Origin of the sequence: Sorangium sp. So ce726, from assembly GCF_051521405.1 — a bacterium.
GTDB lineage: Bacteria > Myxococcota_A > Polyangia > Polyangiales > Polyangiaceae > Sorangium.
In genome coordinates this window covers 4,211,773-4,226,602 of the sequence record NZ_CP150349.1, presented here as the reverse complement: position 1 = coordinate 4,226,602, position 14,830 = coordinate 4,211,773, and the positions used below count along the sequence as shown (strand labels likewise).

General features: G+C 73.6%; 9 protein-coding genes. 5 read left to right on the top strand and 4 right to left on the bottom strand.

Translation table 11 applies throughout. The features are described from left to right. Window positions 1–110: 110 nt before the first annotated feature. From WME79_RS15835 to WME79_RS15820, 4 genes are all read left to right on the top strand, one after another. Window positions 111–4,670, top strand: a complete 4,560-nt coding sequence (locus WME79_RS15835) for a DUF2339 domain-containing protein (RefSeq protein ID WP_437536105.1) — start codon at window positions 111–113, stop codon at window positions 4,668–4,670. A 77-nt stretch (window positions 4,671–4,747) separates the two neighbouring features. Continuing rightward, window positions 4,748–5,986 carry a choice-of-anchor L domain-containing protein gene (locus WME79_RS15830; RefSeq protein WP_437536102.1) on the top strand — a complete coding sequence of 413 codons (1,239 nt, stop codon included), beginning with the start codon at window positions 4,748–4,750 and terminating at the stop codon, window positions 5,984–5,986. 135 nt (window positions 5,987–6,121) lie between these two features. Continuing rightward, the gene (locus WME79_RS15825) at window positions 6,122–7,015 is read left to right on the top strand and encodes a LysR family transcriptional regulator (protein ID WP_437536099.1); all 894 of its coding nucleotides are present in this window, start codon (window positions 6,122–6,124) and stop codon (window positions 7,013–7,015) included. A gap of 62 nt (window positions 7,016–7,077) precedes the next feature. After that, window positions 7,078–8,769, top strand: coding sequence for a right-handed parallel beta-helix repeat-containing protein (locus WME79_RS15820; RefSeq protein WP_437536096.1), 1,692 nt, complete (start codon window positions 7,078–7,080; stop codon window positions 8,767–8,769). 35 nt (window positions 8,770–8,804) lie between these two features. On the opposite strand, the gene WME79_RS15815 is transcribed toward WME79_RS15820, so the two are convergent. Then, window positions 8,805–9,698 (bottom strand): helix-turn-helix domain-containing protein, encoded by an 894-nt coding sequence (locus tag WME79_RS15815; RefSeq protein WP_437536094.1) that lies wholly within the window; start codon window positions 9,696–9,698, stop codon window positions 8,805–8,807. A 156-nt stretch (window positions 9,699–9,854) separates the two neighbouring features. Between WME79_RS15815 and WME79_RS15810 the strand changes: the two genes are divergently transcribed. Beyond that, complete coding sequence (locus tag WME79_RS15810) at window positions 9,855–10,910, top strand: aldo/keto reductase (protein WP_437539856.1); 1,056 nt, start codon at window positions 9,855–9,857, stop codon at window positions 10,908–10,910. A 39-nt stretch (window positions 10,911–10,949) separates the two neighbouring features. Here WME79_RS15810 and WME79_RS15805 read toward each other — a convergent pair whose 3' ends face one another. The 3 genes from WME79_RS15805 to WME79_RS15795 all read right to left on the bottom strand — a co-directional run bounded on the left by WME79_RS15805 (window position 10,950) and on the right by WME79_RS15795 (window position 14,757). After that, entirely contained in the window at window positions 10,950–11,666 is a 717-nt protein-coding gene (locus WME79_RS15805; protein ID WP_437536091.1) for a type II toxin-antitoxin system RatA family toxin, read from the bottom strand. A gap of 220 nt (window positions 11,667–11,886) precedes the next feature. Further along, window positions 11,887–13,452: an aminopeptidase gene (locus WME79_RS15800; protein WP_437536088.1), complete on the bottom strand. Its 1,566-nt coding sequence runs from the start codon at window positions 13,450–13,452 to the stop codon at window positions 11,887–11,889. Window positions 13,453–13,644: 192 nt separating this feature from the next. Beyond that, the gene (locus WME79_RS15795) at window positions 13,645–14,757 is read right to left on the bottom strand and encodes an S-(hydroxymethyl)glutathione dehydrogenase/class III alcohol dehydrogenase (RefSeq protein ID WP_437536085.1); all 1,113 of its coding nucleotides are present in this window, start codon (window positions 14,755–14,757) and stop codon (window positions 13,645–13,647) included. Between the last annotated feature and the right edge of the window lie 73 nt (window positions 14,758–14,830).

Here is a 14,830-nt window from a genome sequence, read left to right as displayed (position 1 = left end):
AAGGTCCTCGCCTTCCGATGGGGCCGTCAGCGCGAGCAGCGTGAACAGCACAGGCATCATCGCGCGGACGGGCGGCGCCTGCGATGCGCACCCCATGCTACGAAGCATGCATGGGGGCAGGAATCGTCGTCTTCTTCGGGCTCGCGCTCGTCGCCTATCTCCTGGTTGCCCCGCTCGTCGCCTTCGTGTTCGCCGTCCGGGCCAACCGGCGCAACGAGGACCTGCTGCTGCGGATCCACGCGCTGGAGCACCGGGTGGCCGAGCTCTCCGGGCAGCGCGGCCGCGCAGCGCTCACCGCGGCGGCGGAGACCCCGCGAAACACACACGGCCTGGAACAAGAGCGGATTGCCCAGGGCACGATCCCGCCCCCAGCGGCGGCGCAGCCCGCGCTCGACGCGGCAACCGCCAGCGCGCCGCCCGCGCTCGATGCGGCAACCGCCGGCGCGCCGCCCGCGCTCGACGCGGCAACCGCCGGCGCGCCGCCCGCGCTCGACGCGGCAACCGCCGGCGCGCCACCCGCGCTCGACGCGGCAACCGCCGGCGCTCCTCCTGAGATCGCGCATCCGACAGCCACCGCGCCCCCAGCGGTCGCGTCCACGGCGTTCGCTGCCGCGGAGGCCGCGGCGCCCCCAGCGGCCGCGTTCCCGGGCCCCGCCGCTCTTCCGACGCCTCGCCCCGCGGCGACGCTCGACGCAAGCGCGTTCGGCGCCAGCTCGCCCGCGCACCGCGACGCCCCGGAGCGACCCTCCATCGAGGAGCGGCTCGGCCTCACCTGGCTCACCCGCGCAGGCGCGGCCACCTTCTTGCTCGGCGCGCTTTTCTTCTTCAAGTACGCCTCGGACAACGCCTGGATCGGGCCGTTCGGTCGCGTCGCGATCGGCGCCGCGATCGGCGCTGCGCTCCTCGCGATCGCCGAGGTGCTCCGCGGGCGCGCGCAGCGTCGCTTCGTCCACACGCTCATCGGCCTCGGCCTCTCGGTCCTGATCGCGTCGGTGTGGGCGAGCGCCGCGCTGTACGAGCTCGTCCCGATCCCCGCCGCCTTCGCGGCGGACACGGTGCTCCTCCTGCTCGGCGCCGGCCTCGCGCTCCGCCACCGCGGCGAGGCCATCCTGATCCTCAGCCTCGTCGCCGGCTTCCTCAACCCCGTCGTGCTGTCGACGGGGCAGGACCGGCCGCTCGTCCTGTTCGGCTACCTCCTGCTCATGACGAGCGTCGCCCACGCCGTCGCAGCGAGGCTCGGCTTCCGCGTCGCGCCGTGGCTCGCGCTCGCAGGCCACACGGCGCTGTTCTGGGGCTGGTACGCCACGCACTTCGACGCCAGCGCCCCCCCGGCCGGCGGAGACCCGGACGTGGCGCCCTGGCTCGACTCGCCCGCGCAGGCGCTCCCGGGGCCCTACTTCCCGCTCGCGGCGCGCGCGGCGCCCCTCGCGTTCGTCGCGCTCGCCGCGGCGCAGGGCATCCTGCGCGCGCTGTGGCTGCGCCGCGCGCCCGCCCCGAGCCCCGACCGAAGCGCCGCGCCGACCGGCGCGGCAGCGACCGGCGTCCTCCGCGTCGCGGCGCGCGCGGACGCCACGGCGACCGGCGTCGCCGCGCTCGTGCTCGCGCACGCGGGCGCGGCCGCGCTGCTCTTCGACGCGCCGCGCGCGCTGACAGCCAGCGCGATCACGCTCGCGCTCGCGGCGCTGGTCGTCCTGCGCGCGCCCGACGAGAGCAGCTGGCTGCTGGCGCCGATGGGCGCCGCCTTCCTCGCCTTCGCCACGACGTTTGCGGACGCGCCAGCCGCTCACCGGACGACGCTCGTCGCGCTGGTCGCGGCCTGGACGCTCGTCTACCTCGCGGGGTGGCTCCGCGGCGCCGGGCTCACGCGTTCGCTCGATCGGAAGACCGCCGTCGCGTGCTCCGCCGGCGCGGCGCTCTTCGCCTGCACGGCGGGCATGCTGCTGATCGAGGCCGATGCGGCGCTCTTCGCGCTCGCGCTCGCGAGCGCGGCCGCGCTCGCGGCGTGGACGGCCGCGCGCGCCGCGCTCCCCGCCCTGCTCCTCGCCGCGGCGATCGTCTCGGCGGGCGCGCTCGCGGCGGCGGCGCATTTCGCGCTCGCGCCGGCGGACGCGGGCGCCTCGGCGGCCGTCGACGCCGCCGACGCCGTCAATGCCGTCAACGTAAGCTTCCTCGGCGCGTCAGCGCTCGTCATGCTGGTGTTCCTCGGCGCCGCAGGCGCCTCGGCGCGGCGCCCGCGCGAGCCCGGCGCGCCGGCGCTCTCGTGGTCCGACGCGCTCGCCGCGTGCGTGGCGACGCTCGGGTTCGTCGCGGCTGCGCTCGGCGCCACGCCTGAGGACACGCCGACGCTCCGCGCGCTGCTCACCGCGGGCGCCGGCGCCCTGGACCTGGCGCTCGGCGCCGCGCTCCTCCGCGCCGGCGTGACCCGCGCCGGCGCCGCGCCCCCCGCCGATCGCATCGCCCTGCTCCTCGGACAGTCGCTCGCCCTGTTCGCCGCGGCCGTCGCGTTCGGGCTCGGCGGCGCGACGGTCACCGTGGTCTGGAGCATCCTCGCGGCCGTGGCGGCCGCGATCGCGGCGCGCACCGGCGAGCGCGCCTGGCTCGCCATCACCCTGCTGCTGTTCGCCGCCGCCCTCACGCGGGCGCTCGTCGTCGATCGGGCCGAGGCCGAGGCGCTCGTGACGACCTGGTTCGCGACGCACGGCCGCGACGGGACCATGGCGGTTCCCGTCCTGCTCAACGCGAGGACCTATGCGTTCGCGGGCGTGAGCGCCGCCCTGCTCGCCGCGGGGCGGCTGCTGTCGCGCGGGGCGTTCGCCCGCCCCCCGGACGCCGCGCGCGCCGAGCTGCGCGGCGCCGCGGTCGCGGCGCTGGGCGCAGGGTATGCCCTGCTCATCACGACCGTCGTCCTCGAGGTGCGGAGCGCGATCACCGCGCTCCCCGCCGCCCCCCCTGCCCCGCTCGACGCGGCCGAGTTCGCCGAGCTCACCGTGCAGCACCGCGCCGCGCTCGAGGGCCAGCAAGGCAGCCTCGCGATGGCGACGACGCTCGTGCTCGCCCTCGCGGCGATCGCGCTGCTCACCGCGGGGTTCGCGGCGCGCGACGCCTTCCATCGTTACGCCGGGCTCTCCCTGTTCGCGGTCACCATCGCGAAGCTCGTGACGTGGGACGTCTGGCACGTCGAGCGCATCTACCAGATCGCCCTCTTCACGGGCGTCGGTGCGCTGCTCGTCGGCGGAGGGTTCCTCTACGCGCGGTTCGGCCGGCGCCTCGTGACGCTCCTGCGCGCCGGATCGCGGGGCGCGGCCGGGCCGCTCGCGCTGCTCGCGGCGATGAGCCTCGCGCGGCCCGCCGAGGCGCAGACCGCCGCGGCGCTCCCGACCGAGAAGTACGCGCTCGTCCGGCCCATCGAGGGCGTGGACGCCGCCGGCGACCACCGCGTCGACGTCGATCTCGACCTCTACCGCGAGAGCCGCGCAGAAGAGCTGCTCGCCGACGTCCGCATCGCCGGCCCCGACGGCGCCGAGGTGCCCTACGTGATCCGCGAGCCAGGCGCCGCGCACGCCTCCGGGCGGATCGCGGCCACGATGCTCGATCCGGGCGTCGACGCCGCCGGCGTGGCGCACGCGACCTGGGCGCTCGACGCGCCCGGCACGCGCCACTGCCGCGTCGAGCTCAGCGTCACCGGCGGCAGCTTCCTCCGCGAGGCGCGGGTCGAGACCGGCGCGGATCCGAGGGCGCTCAGCGAGGTCGCGCGCGGCGCCTACGTGTACCGCATCCCCCAGGGCTCGGAGACGGTCGAGCACCTGTCGGTCCGCTATCCCCTCTCGCGCGCCGCGCTGGTCCGGATCCGCCTTGTCCCCGAGGGCGCCCCGGCGCGCGACGCGGCAGCGGACGTCCGGATCACGGGCGGCGCCGTCTCGTGCGAGCCGCAGGCCCCCACCGAGTCCCCCGCGCTGCTGCCGCTCGCGATCGTCGAGACGCAGCGGGACACCGAGGCGAAGACGACGCTCGTCACGCTCGACGCCGGCGCCGACGGCGCGCCGCTGGAGGCCGTCCTCCTCGACGTCGCCACGCCGGAGTTCAGCCGCCGCGTCGACGTCGCCTCGACCACGTACCGCGCGGTCTGGCCGGCCGTGGGGAGCGGCATGATCCATCGCATCCGTCCGCACGGTGAGTCAGGGCCCTCGCTCGCGTCGACGCGGATCCCGCTGAACCCCACCCGGAAGCGCTTCCTCCGGCTCACGATCCACGACGGCGACTCGGCGCCGCTCTCCCTCTCGGGCGCGCAAGGCGAGGTGCGGGCGCGCGAGGTCGTGTTCCGCGCCGCGCAGCCGGGCCCGCACCGGCTCTACGTCGGCGACGCGCTCGGCAAGCGCCCGAGCTACGATCTGGCTGACCTCCTCGACCACACCGTGCGCGAGCGTCCCCCCGCCGCGAGGCTCGGCGCCGCAGCAGCAAACCCGGAGCTCGGCGCCGCCCCGGTCGCGCGCGACCTTCCGTTCACCGAGCGGCACCGCGCGCCGATCGGGGGCGCGCTGGCCGTCGGGCTGCTCGCGCTCTCGTTGTGGGCCGCGCAGCTCCTGAAGCGAGGAGAACGGGAGCGAGGCGCGCCGCCCGACGACCCCGCGCCGCCACGGCAGCGCACAGCAGACAGCGAGCCCAGGCCGTGATGTGCTCGCATGTTGCCGCGGGTCGCCGGGAACAGGGCGCTCCGGCGGTCCGGACCAACCATCGAGGTGGATGCACCATGAGAGGCGGGCGCTTCGTCTACTTGGGTCTCTGCGCGAGCGTCGGGGCGGCGCTCTGGGCCTCGGGCGCGTGCTCCGCGACGGCGCGCGACCAGCAGGCGCCTGGCGAGGGCGGCGGCGGTGGCGCGACCAGCGCCACGACGGCGGAGGCGGGCGCCGGTGGACGGGTAGAGTCGACGGGCTCCTGGGCTGATTTCGGCGGCGGCGCGCCGGCGGAGGAGGGCCCGTCGCCGGACGAGGACGGCGACGGGTTCACCATCGAGGACGGCGACTGCAACGACGGCGACACGAACGTCAACCCAGGCGCCGTCGAGGTCGTGATCACGGAGCCTGACCAGAGCGGCGCGGTGCCCGAGCCGGCCGACGAGGACTGCGATGGCGTGATCGACAACGCGCCGCCGGCCTGCGACAGGAACATCGCTCCCGCCGACTTCGACGCCATCCACGGGGCCCAGGCGATCGACCTCTGCGCCAAGGCGTCGCCCGGCGACAGGAAGTGGGGCGTGCTGAGCGCGGCGTATGTGCGCGGCGACGGCTCGCCCGCGGCGCCCTCGCCCGCGGTGGGCGTGCTCGACTCCTTCGGCCCCAACGTGCACCCGCAGGGCGGGACCCGCCTGCTCGTCCTGTCCTCGGGCCGCGCCCGGATCGCCCGCTGGCCGGGCGCGTGCAACGCGGACAGCTGCAAGAACTACGGGCCAGGCGAGGCGCCGCACGGCTTCCCGCAAGACAACCCCGAGTGCCCTCCCTCGGCGAACATCAACGACGACATCGCCCTCGAGCTCGTCCTCCGCACGCCGACGAACGCGACAGGCTACGAGTTCGCGTTCAAGTTCTACACCTTCGAATACCCCGAGTTCGTCTGCGACAGCTTCAACGACCAGTTCCTCGCGCTGGCGACGCCGGCCCCGCCAGGGTCGCTCAACGGCAATCTGTCGTTCGATAGCGTGGGCAACCCCGTCAGCGTCAACATCAGCTTCTTCGAGGTCTGCGAGGGGTGCCCGCTCGGGCCGGACGAGCTCGATGGCACCGGCTTCGGGCTCTGGAACGACGCCGGCGCGACCGGCTGGCTGCGCACGCGGGCCCCGGTGAACGGCGGTGAGGAGCTCAAGCTCCGGTTCATGATCTTCGACACCGGCGACGAAAGGCTCGACTCGACAGCGCTCGTCGACGGCTTCAAATGGGTCGCGAACGGCGGCACCGTCCCGCTCGAGACCACGCCCGTCGAGGATCCCCGGTAGCGCCCCGGAGTCCGGACCACCCGAGCCCTCCGGATCACGCGCGCCGGCCGCGGCGCGAGGTGGACCGCGCGCCGTGGCCGGCGCGATCCCGTATTTCGTGGCCGGGATTGTTGCGCTGGACGATACAATGCCGCGATGCTGCTCCCTTCCTTGGAGAACCTCGCCTGCTTCGAGGCCGCGGCGCGGACGCTGAACTTCCGGACCGCAGCGCGCGCCGTCGCGCTCAGCCCCGCCGCGTTCGGCCAGCGCATCCGGCAGATCGAGGAGCAGGTCGGCGCTCCGCTGTTCGTGCGCACTACGCGCCGGGTGCAGCTGACGCCGCGCGGGCTCGCCTTGCTGCCGCGCGCCCGCCAGTGCCTTGCGCTCGCCGAGGACTGCCTCCGCAGCGCGATGGGCCCCTCGCCCGCGCCGATCGAGCTGACGCTCGGCACGCGGTTCGAGCTCGGGATGTCGTGGATCGTCCCCCAGCTCGGCGCGCTGACGCGGCGGCGCCCCGAGCTGACGCTCCACCTCTATTTCGGCGCCTCCGACGACCTGCTGAAGCGCCTCTACGACCGCAGCGTCGATTGCGTCGTCACCAGCGCCCGCTGGAGCGCCACGAGCCTCGCGGCGGAGACGCTGCACGAGGAGCGCTATGCGTTCGTCGCCTCCCCCAAGCTGCTCCGGCGCGAGGCGTTCGCCCGCCCGGAGCACGCGTCGCGGCACTGCCTGCTCGACATCGACCCGACCATGCCGCTGTTCCGGTACCTCGCGGATCAGGCGGGCGGCGTCGGCCGCTTCGCGTTCGCGCGGCACCGCTGGGTGGGGCTCGGCGCCGCCATCAAGGCGCTGGTGCTCGCCGGCGAGGGCGTCGCCGTGCTGCCGCGCCACATGGTCGCCGCCGAGCTCCGCGGCGGCAAGCTGAAGCGGCTCCTGCCGTCCGCGCCCCTCGCGCGCGATGATTTCCGGCTCATCTACCGGCGCGACGACCCGCGGAGCTCGCTCTACGCGAAGCTCGCCGAGTCGCTGCGCGCGGTGCCGATCCAGTGAGGCGCGCGCTCTCCAGCGCAGCGTGGCGCGGGGTGAACGGCGTAGACTCCCGACCGAGGACCATGAGCGAGCTCCCCGGCGCCAGCGCGCGCCTCCCCGCGACGCCGATCACGGCGCAGGACATCAACGGCGGACCGGACCCGGAGCGCCGCGTCCCCTTCGTCATCACGGCGCCCGGCGTGTACACGCTCGTGGAAGACGTCGACTGGGTGGCGCAGGACGCGAACGCGCGGGCCATCACGATCGCGAGCGACGACGTCACGCTCGACCTGCGCGGCAGGACGCTGCGGCAGATCGACCCTCCGGCGCCCGTCGTCGCCCCCGACCCGGGCGCGAGGCCTTGCCGGGGCGAGGTCGTCTCCGGGAACGTGGGCGTGTTCGCCGAGGGGAGGACGCGGCTCGTCATCAGGAACGGCAGCGTGCTCGGGATCCAGGGGGTGGGGATCGCCGCCAGGGCGTGCAGCCAGCTGGATCTGCTCGATCTGTCGGTCCGGCGCTGCGGCGGCGACGGGGTGATCGACACGGGCTTCCTGTGCCGCAACGGCGGGATCTTCGTGATGGGCGCCCGGGACGCGACCGGCGACATCGCCTTCGCGGAAGGCATCCGGATGATCAACTGCGTGTGCTCGGAGAACACGAGCCGGCTCGACTTCGTCGTGACGCTGGGCGCGCTCGTCCTGTTCTGCGACGACGTGCAGGTCAAGGGGTGCGTGTTCAACCGCACGGCGAACACCAGCGCCCAGCCGAGCGGCGTCCAGTTCAACGTCGTCGGCGCCGACTTCGTCATCTGCCGCAACGTGCTCGTGGAGGACTGCGAGGCGCACGACAACACGTCGGGCGGAGAGCCGGCCGGCTTCTTCGCGTGGGGAGAGAACTACAAATTCCTGCGCTGCAGGGCGAACCGGAACTTCACGCTCACCGGGAACCGCGCGTGCGGGTTCAACATCTCGACCACGAACAACCTCGAGATGGTCGAGTGCGAGGCGGACGGGAACTACAACGCAAACCCGGCCGCGTCCGCCGATGCGGTCAAGGACTTCTCCGCGCTCGGCTTTCGCATCGGCAGGGCGGTGTACCGCGGGCTGCTCGAGGGCTGCCGCGCGATCGGCAACCACGGCGCGAGCGCGAACGCGCCCGCCGGCGGCTTCGCGCTCCACTCGACCCGCCACGTGGTGCTGAGGCGCTGCGTGGCCGTGGGGAACAGGAACGCGAGCGGGACCGCCGAGGACGACGGGCTCGCGGCCGGCTTCATCGCCTCGACGCCGCTCGCGGATCCGCAGGGCGGCCTCGTGGGCGGCGAGGGCAACGCGTTCGTCGACTGCATCGCCGACGGCAACACGGTCCACCGCACGCCCCTGTTCGTGCAGCCGCCGGCCCCCCCGGTCGACGACGGTCCGTCGCGCGGCGACCCCCAGAAGGGCGCGGGGTTCCTGCTCGAGAGGCAGAGCGACGCGAGGATCATCGGCTGCCAGTCCGCGAACAACGACGGCAAAGGGATCTGGCTGAGGGCCTGTGCGCGCGCGCTGGTCGAGGGAAACACGCTGTCGAGGAACACGCTTTATGGCATCCAGAACGAGGATCCCGCAGGGCTCAGCGCCTTCACCGGCAACCGGGCGCACCTCAACGGGTCCCGCCACCGCCACAGCTACGTCGGCCTGCCGCCGGGCACGCCGGTCCGCAAATGGACGCTCGGCTCCCCTCCCCTCGACGGCCCTTCGGACGGGATAGACAACCTCAGCATCCGGCTGCCCTGAGGGGCCCGCGAGCGCCTCGCGCCACCGGGCGGCGATCACCGGCCACGGGCGAGCGCGCCCGGGGTGATCCCGAACCTCCGCTTGAAGAGCCGTGTCAGGTGGCTCTGGTCGGCGAAGCCGAGCGCGCGCGCCAGCTCCCCGATCGGGCGGTCGCCGGCGAGCAGCGCCTCGCGGGCGCGATCGAGCCGCCGCCGCGTCACGTAGGCGAGCGGCGGCTCCCCCAGCGCTCGCTTGAACTCCCGCGCCATGTGCGCGGGGCTCAGGCCGGCCACGCCGGAGAGCGCCTCCAGCCCGAAATCGTCGCCGAGGTGCGCCTCGATGTGGTCGAGCAAGCGCCGCAGCGTCGCAGGGGAGAGCCCGCCCCGAGCCGGCCGCTCCGCCCGGGCCGCATGGCGGGCGCCGAGGCGCGCCGCGAGCCCGGAGAGCATCGCGTCCGCAAAGAGCGCGCCCGTGGCGCCGCCGCGCGAGACCTCGACCAGGAGCGCGCGGAGCACGTGCTCGATCTGGGCGTCCACGAGCCCCACGCAGGGCTCGAGCGGCAGCTCCCGCACCCCTGCGAGCCGCGCGAGCCGCGCGGGGTCGAGCACGAGCGCTCCATAGATCGTGGGCTCGCTGACGCGATGGGAGAAAGGCACCTCCGCGGGCTGGAGCCAGAGGCTGCCGGGCGGCATCTCCACGCGCTCGAAGCCGCGCTGGCCCTTTCGCTCGAAGCGCAGCGGCGCATCCGCGAGGTTGATGGCGATGTAATGGCCGGCGACGGCGAGGTGGTCTGTCTCCCAGGACGGGTTCACGCCGAGCTCGGCCACCATGCCGGTCCAGCGCAGCGAGCGGCTCGACGCGCGGATCTCCGCCTGCCGGAGCGCCTCGATGGGCTCGCGGGTGCCGGCGCGGACGAACGGGATGGCGCTGCGGGAGGCGCGGGAGATCATCAGAGAGCCGGCCCCAGCATGCGCCCGCGGCGCGGGGCCGGTCAACGCAGCAGCCCGGTTCCAGGGAGCGCAGCGGCGTTCTATAGCGCCCTTCCCGCCCGCCCTACGCTGCCGGTCGCCGGGCGACGACTTCGCCCGAGGAGGACGACCATGGACATGCGTTACAAGCTGCTCGGCGGCAGCGGGCTCAAGGTCTCGGAGATCAGCCTTGGCACCATGACCTTCGGCGAGGACTGGGGCTTCGGCGCCTCGGCCGAGGCGTGCCGCGGCATCCTCGAGGCGTACCGCGCCCGCGGCGGCAACTTCATCGATACCGCCAACAAGTACACGAACGGCAGCGCCGAGCGGATCGTCGGGGAGCTCGTCCGCGGCGACCGCGGCGCGTGGGTCATCGCGACGAAGTACTCGCTCTCCATGAACGACGCCGATCCGAGCGCGAGCGGCAACGGCAGGAAGAACCTTGTCCAGTCCGTCGAGGCGAGCCTCAAGCGCCTGGGGACGGACTACATCGATCTGCTCTGGGTCCATGCGTGGGACTGGACGACGCCGGAGGCCGAGCTCATGCGCGCGCTCGACGACGTGGTGCGCGCGGGCAAGGTGCTCTATGTCGGCATGTCCGACGCGCCTGCCTGGGTCGTCTCCCGGGCGAACGCGATCGCCGAGCTCCGGGGCTGGTCGCAGTTCATCGGCATCGAGATCGAGTACAGCCTGATCGAGCGCACGGTGGAGCGGGAGCTCGTCCCGATGGCGTCCCGGCTCGGCCTGGGCGTGCTCGCGTGGGCGCCCATGGCCGGCGGCGTGCTGACCGGCAAGTACACGCGGGGGGGCGGCAACGACGCCGCGCGCGCCGCGATGAACCAGGGGCGCCTGGACGAGCGGGGCCTGCGCGTCGCGCGCGCGGTCGACGCGGTGGCCGAGGAGCTCGGGTGCTCCTCGGCGCAGGTGGCGCTCGCGTGGCTCAGGTCGCGCCCGGCGCAGGTGATCCCCATCATCGGCGCCCGGAAGCCCGAGCAGATGCAGGACTGCCTGGGCTGCCTCGACGTCGTCTTGCCCGCCGCGGCCCTCGACAGGCTCGACGCGGCGAGCCGCGTGCCGCTCGGCTTTCCTTACGAGTTCCTGGGCACCCCCGGCACCGAGCGGGTCGTCTACGGCGCCACGGCGGCGCGGCTCGACGTGCCCAACCCCGTCCGGCGGCTCGCCTCGGGCGGGTGACGCCGGCCGCCCCGCCTCGCCGCCTCGCTCGCGCGCGCGTCAGCGATTCCCGTCCTGCGCCTGCTCGACGCGCGCCCGGATGGCTGCGACGGCGCGCGCCGACCCGTCCAGGTTCTCCGCGTTGAGGAGGCTCTTCGGAAGCGGCAGCTTCGGCCGGAGGAACACCTCGAGGGACAGGCGCGTCGACTGGGCGTCGATCTTCTCGAGCCGCCAGGTGGCCTGGAGATCTTGCACATTGCCGGAGATGAAGCGGGACGCGTAGGTCTCGACGCCATCCTCGACGACCGGCTTCTGGATCTCGATGCGCGCCCACATCGTGACTGCGCCCGAAAGGGCCTCGACCTCCATGTAGAGATCCCACCCGCCCGCGGGCGTGCGCCCGAGCAGGCGGCACTTCTTGTAGTGCGGCATGAACTCCGGATAACGCTCGAACGAGAGCACCGCGGCGCGCACGCGCTCCAGCGGGCCCTTCACGACCACCGTCGACCGTCCACGCGCAAATCCGGTGCTTCCGATCGGGACTGCCATGCTCGTGATCCCGGTCGTATCGGGCGCCGGCTGCGCGCGTTCGGCCTGCTCGCCGTCGCTCGCCGGCAGGACGTCGCCTCTGTCGCGCTGTGCCGGCAGGCGCGGTACATCCAGGTTGATCCCCCGTTCCCCCGTGCTGCACGCGGTGGCCGCGAGGGCGAGTCCCCCGGCGAGCGCGCGCGGGATCGGTGCGCGATGGCCGGTCGTGGTCGAGCGAGTTCTCCGCATGACGGCCCAGCTTGCCAGCGACGTGCCGGCCGCCCCCATCGCCCCGATGATACCGCGCAACACATCCGCTCGGGCCGCCCCCACCCGGCCACCAAGAACGGATCACCCGCCCATCGAGCGCTCCCGATTCTCCACGAGAGCGCGGATCCCCCATCTGGTCCTTCCCGTCCTCCCGCCTCTCGCCCCCTTCCCCTCGACCCAAACGTCGGCGGGTCAGCCCCTAGGACTCACCAGATAGATAGGCTGTTAAGCTTGGAATGGGGACGCCGGTCGGGCGGCCGAACTGCCAGTCCGCCGACTCGACGCCGACGCCGCCGATGTCGAGGTGGATGAACGGCAGCGCGCCCCCCTTGAGCCCCGAGGCGATGTCGAGGAACGCGAAGGGGAACTGGTGCCCGCGCGGCGTGTTCACCGAGGCGAGGCGGTTCGAGGAGACAACGTCCTCGGCGCTCGACCGGGGCGCCACGAACGCGTAGTCCTCGCGCCGCGGCCGGACGCGCTCCATCGGCTCGCCCCAGCGCTCTGCGAGGACGTCGAGCCTGTCGAGCTCCGGCCGCGCAGCGGAGTTGCCGATCGCGCCGGTATAAGGCCCGTGGGCCCGGTAGACGTGCCCGGTCAGCGTCGCGACCGAGAACACGATAGGATCCGGCGCGCCGCTCATGGCGAGCTCCCGCCCGAGCGCGAGCAGGTCCGCCAGGATGAGGCGCCCCTCGGCGTCGGTGTTGCCGATCCGCACGCGCACGCCGGCGCGGCTGCGGATGATCTCGTCGCTCACATAGGACTCCTCGCCGATGCTGTTGCGCACGAGCCCGAGGAGCCCGACGATGCGCACGCCCTCCAGGCCGAGCGCCGCGGCCGCGCGCACGAGGCCGGCGACCGCGCCGGCGCCGCCCTTGTCTCGGGACATCCCGGCCATGTGCCCGTCGGTCTTCAGGTCGACGCCGCCCGTGTCGTAGGTGACGCCCTTGCCCGCGAGCAGCACCGTCCGCCGGATCTCCCCGCGAGGCCTGTAGTCGAGCCGCACGACGCACGGCCGGTGCCGCTCGACGACCCGCGACGCCCGCGAGACTGCGCTGATGAGCGGATAGTCATCGACGTTGCGCTCGATCTTGACGAGCACCCCCGTCCTGGCGAACGCCGCCTCGCACAGCTCGGCGACGCGGCGGGGCGCCATCCGCTCCGGCTCGGTGCCCGTGATGTCGCGGCAGAGCGCCCGACCGACCTCGATGGCCGCGATCTCGCGGGCGCGCGCCTCCGACAGCCCGAGCACCGCGACCGACTCGGCCGAGCGCGGGGCCATCTCGGCCTCCCGCGCCTCGAGCGGCGTCCACTGGCTCCCGAGCGCGGCGAGCGCGCCCACCTCCACGGCCCGCGCGAACCGCGGCGCAGCGCCGACCGGAGCGCGCACGACGAGCAGCGGCCGGCTCGCCCCCGCGTCCACCGCCCGCGCGAAGCCGGCGGCCGCGGCCTCCGCGACGGAGCGGACGTCGTCGACCTCTTCCGAGAGCGGCCCCATCGGCGCGAGCACCAGGCGCCCGCCAGGCACCCCCGGCGCCGGCAGGACGAGCGGAGCACTCTTGCCCTCGAGCGCGGAGTCGACGCGCGCCGCAGCCTCGACCACCGCGCCCACGGCGGACCCGAGCCCCCCCGCGTACTTCGCGATGGGCGATGGCGCGACGAGGACGACAGCATCGCAAGCCGCGATCGCCGAGGTCGACTCCGCGAGGGCGTTGGCGGGCAGCCCCGCCAGGGAGGTGACATGGACCATGGCGGCGAATGATGTCACATGGGTCAGCATTTTTGCAGCACCCGTCGCCGCCGATAGGGCACTGACATGGCACCGACATGCGCCCCGAGGAGCAGGCCTGGCGCACGCGCCGCGCTCGGCGCGCGCCATGCCCGCGCGCCGAGCGGCCTAGTGGGCTCGTCCGCCCCTGCGGTCACGCGCGAGACGGCCGGCGTCGAGCTCCGCGCCGCTTCAGGAGAAGAGCACGACGCTGCGGATCGACTCGCCTTCGTGCATGAGGTCGAAGGAGTGGTTGATGTCGTCGAGCGGCATCGTGTGGGTGATCAGCTCGTCGATCTTGATCTTGCCCTCCATGTACCAGTCGACGATCTTGGGAACGTCGGTGCGCCCCTTGGCGCCGCCGAACGCGGTGCCCTTCCAGACGCGCCCGGTGACGAGCTGGAAGGGGCGCGTGGCGATCTCCTCGCCGGCCCCCGCGACGCCGATGATGATGCTCGTTCCCCAGCCCTTGTGGCAGCACTCGAGCGCCTGGCGCATCACCTTGACGTTGCCGATGCACTCGAAGCTGAAATCGGCGCCGCCCCGGGTCAGGTCGACGAGGTAGGGCACGAGATCCCCCGCCACCTCGCTCGGGTTGACGAAGTGGGTCATGCCGAACCTCTCGGCCAGCTCGCGGCGCTTCGGGTTGATGTCGACGCCGACGATGATGTCGGCGCCGGCCATCCGGGCGCCCTGGATCACGTTCAGCCCGATGCCGCCGAGGCCGAAGACCACGACGTTGTCGCCGGGCCTCACCTGCGCCGTGTTGATGACGGCGCCGATACCCGTCGTCACGCCGCAGCCGATATAACAGACCTTGTCGAACGGCGCGTCCTCGCGGATCTTGGCGACGGCGATCTCGGGCAGGACGGTGAAGCTCGAGAAGGTCGACGTGCCCATGTAGTGGTGAATCCGCTCCTTGCCGATCGAGAATCGGCTCGTTCCGTCCGGCATGAGCCCGCGCCCCTGCGTGGCGCGGATGGCCTGGCAGAGGTTGGTTTTTCCGCTCGTGCAATACGAGCACTGCCGGCACTCGGGCGTGTAGAGGGGAATCACGTGATCGCCTTTCTTGAGGCTCTTCACGGACGGCCCGACGTCGACGACGACGCCCGCGCCCTCATGGCCGAGGATCGCAGGGAAGAGGCCCTCCGGATCCTTGCCTGAGAGCGTGTAAGCGTCGGTGTGACAGACGCCCGTTGCCTTGATCTCGATGAGGACCTCGCCCTCGCGAGGGCCCTCCACCTGAACGTCCTCGACCGTCAGCTTCTCGCCGGCCTTGTGGGCCACGGCTGCGCGCGCTTTCATGATCGGTGGTTCTCCTCCCGCAAGCGGGGCGTTCGGGGCCCGAGCGGCGCCCGAGCCCCTCCAATAGCCGGGC